Annotated in this window: 2 protein-coding genes; one reads left to right on the plus strand and one right to left on the minus strand. The window is 41.3% G+C overall.

Annotation, left to right across the window (positions count from 1 at the left end; all coding sequences use genetic code 11):
* Positions 1-136: 136 nt before the first annotated feature.
* Positions 137-1,270 carry a peptidase C39 family protein gene (locus H595_RS0119485; protein ID WP_051220002.1) on the minus strand — a complete coding sequence of 378 codons (1,134 nt, stop codon included), beginning with the start codon at positions 1,268-1,270 and terminating at the stop codon, positions 137-139.
* 164 nt (positions 1,271-1,434) lie between these two features.
* Between H595_RS0119485 and H595_RS23075 the strand changes: the two genes are divergently transcribed.
* Positions 1,435-2,061 carry a RimK-like ATPgrasp N-terminal domain-containing protein gene (locus tag H595_RS23075; RefSeq protein WP_240474955.1) on the plus strand — a complete coding sequence of 209 codons (627 nt, stop codon included), beginning with the start codon at positions 1,435-1,437 and terminating at the stop codon, positions 2,059-2,061.
* Positions 2,062-2,124: the final 63 nt, after the last annotated feature.

The raw sequence follows: 2,124 nt of genomic DNA on the forward strand, positions 1-2,124 counted from the left end.
ACTGCAGCACCCCGTGGCATGGCGCGCATTATAGGGCGTTTTGAAACTCGTGCAAGGGGTTATTTAATAAAAACATAGCTTTTTAGATCGTTCGCTGATTAATTGCACAAAACGGCAAAAAAGCAGGCAATATTGATTACTTTTCTCTTGCTTTGACCACTATCGCAGCCTTAAGCCGGTTTTTACCGTAACTGAACGCTTTCATAAACACGGCATGCTCGACCGGAATATATTGACGCTCAGCAGAAGATAGCCAGGGAATGTCTTCAGTGTCGGGGTCGTTAATATAAACAAAATGCTCATCCACCGCACAAACCACAACCCAATGTGGTGCCTTGCTCTTATCGAATTGCCACGTACTAATTAACACAACCAATAAAGCATCTTCTGCAAGTAGTTGCTTAATCTGACTGATGCTCAGTTCGGAAAGGTGTAAAGGAATACCACTTTGCTCAACCTTCAAACGATATGAATCGTGTACACGCTGTAACACAGCTTTTTTTACTTCACTACGCACGGTGTCAGTAAATAGTGGACCATCTTTATTGAGGTAAATCTCAACCTGAAAACCACGATGGTGCGCAGCTAAAGCTAGACCTCTTGGACCACAACCGCCATGACCTGATGTCATAAAGATAGTAGTTGCCTCACGCCAGATGTCGATTTCCAAAGAGGCAGGGTCAAACTGATTAGGTTTAAAGTAGTTAAATACCATCAGCAGGCAAGCTGGCCCACAGGTAAACGGCGTCGTTTGAGCTATATAAGGTACTTGCCGGCTAACAGACTCACTATCAAATTGAATAATCCGTTTTTGCATACAGATTGCATCAGAATTATCTTCATAAAAGTCATGTTTTACGGCGAATTCGTGATAGTTGAGTTTATGATACAAGCCAATAGCGGCTGCGTTATCAAAACGTACCGCTAACCTTAACAAAACGCAACGCCTTGCAGTTGCAGCATGTTCAGCCTGCAACATAAGATATTCTGCTAAGCCCTGCTTACGCAACAACGGGTCAACAGCAAGAGAATATAATCTTGCCAAGCTGGTACCTCTTCTATAAAGCAGCAAAAAGTAACCCGCTAGCTGACCGTCACGTTCAACCAACATTAAGTCGCTACGCTTTTCTGTGATAAAACGTTTAAAGCTGCGCAAACTTATGCGGTCTGTAGTAAAACACTTATGCTCTAAGGCAAATAATGCCGAAGCGTCAGCTAAGTTTGCATGTCTAATAGAAAACGAAGCCAGATTTACTGGAACTAATGCCATAACGGTACTCATGGTTGCCTTTGGCTGATTTTTAACTAAGTTTAGGATAACAACAGCTAAACAAATGAAAAGCCAACAAGAAATTTAACTTTTGTAGTGCAGATTTCTTTGCTGTCTTTTTTTGTCACACCACGACATGCTTTAGCAAAATTATAGGAGCAACAATGGCCAAGCTGATAATCGTCGTCGACAAAGCACAGGATTGGGCTCCATTTCATCAATATGACGGCGTAATGACTTTACCAGCATACTTGAAATGGTCCGCTAAGAACAAACAACGTACCCGAGTTATTAATTTATGTCGCCAAGCGCAATATCTAGGGAGTGGTTATTACTGCTCTTTGCTTGCTGAAGCAAGAGGCCATCATGTTGTACCCTCAGTACGAGCATTTAATAAATTTAACCGCCATGAAATCGCAGATATAGCCGAAGAGATTCCTGGCACCATTCTCACTCAACTAAATAAAGCCTTAATAGATGAAACCAATAGCCAGCTTACGTTCAATATTTACTTTGGTGAAACTGAACATAAAGCACTAAAAAAAGTGGCGGGCTATTTGTTTGAAGCATTTGCAGTACCTATACTGCGTGTAGAACTGCAAAAGAAATTGAACTGGCAGGTTAAAACGTTAAAAATTGGTAGCGTCCATAAGCTTAATGAGCAAGAACAAAACTTATTTGGTAATACCTTAGAGCGATACAGCCATAAAATTTGGCGGGTTGAACCTACAAATCGAAAGTACAAATATGATTTAGCGGTATTAGGGCCTGTTGATCTTTGCTGTTTATAATTCAGCCAACCCACATTGGCAGCCATAATAGACAGCAAGCCAAGGCAAGTGTACTTGCATAAT

Origin of the sequence: Rheinheimera baltica DSM 14885 (genome assembly GCF_000425345.1) — a bacterium.
Taxonomy (GTDB): Bacteria; Pseudomonadota; Gammaproteobacteria; order Enterobacterales; family Alteromonadaceae; genus Alishewanella; species Alishewanella baltica.

Coding starts and splice junctions, on each gene's coding strand:
- H595_RS0119485 (WP_051220002.1), bottom strand. CDS start 1,270: ATGGCATTAGTTCCAGTAAATCTGGCTTCGTTTTCTATTAGACATGCA.
- H595_RS23075 (WP_240474955.1), top strand. CDS start 1,435: ATGGCCAAGCTGATAATCGTCGTCGACAAAGCACAGGATTGGGCTCCA.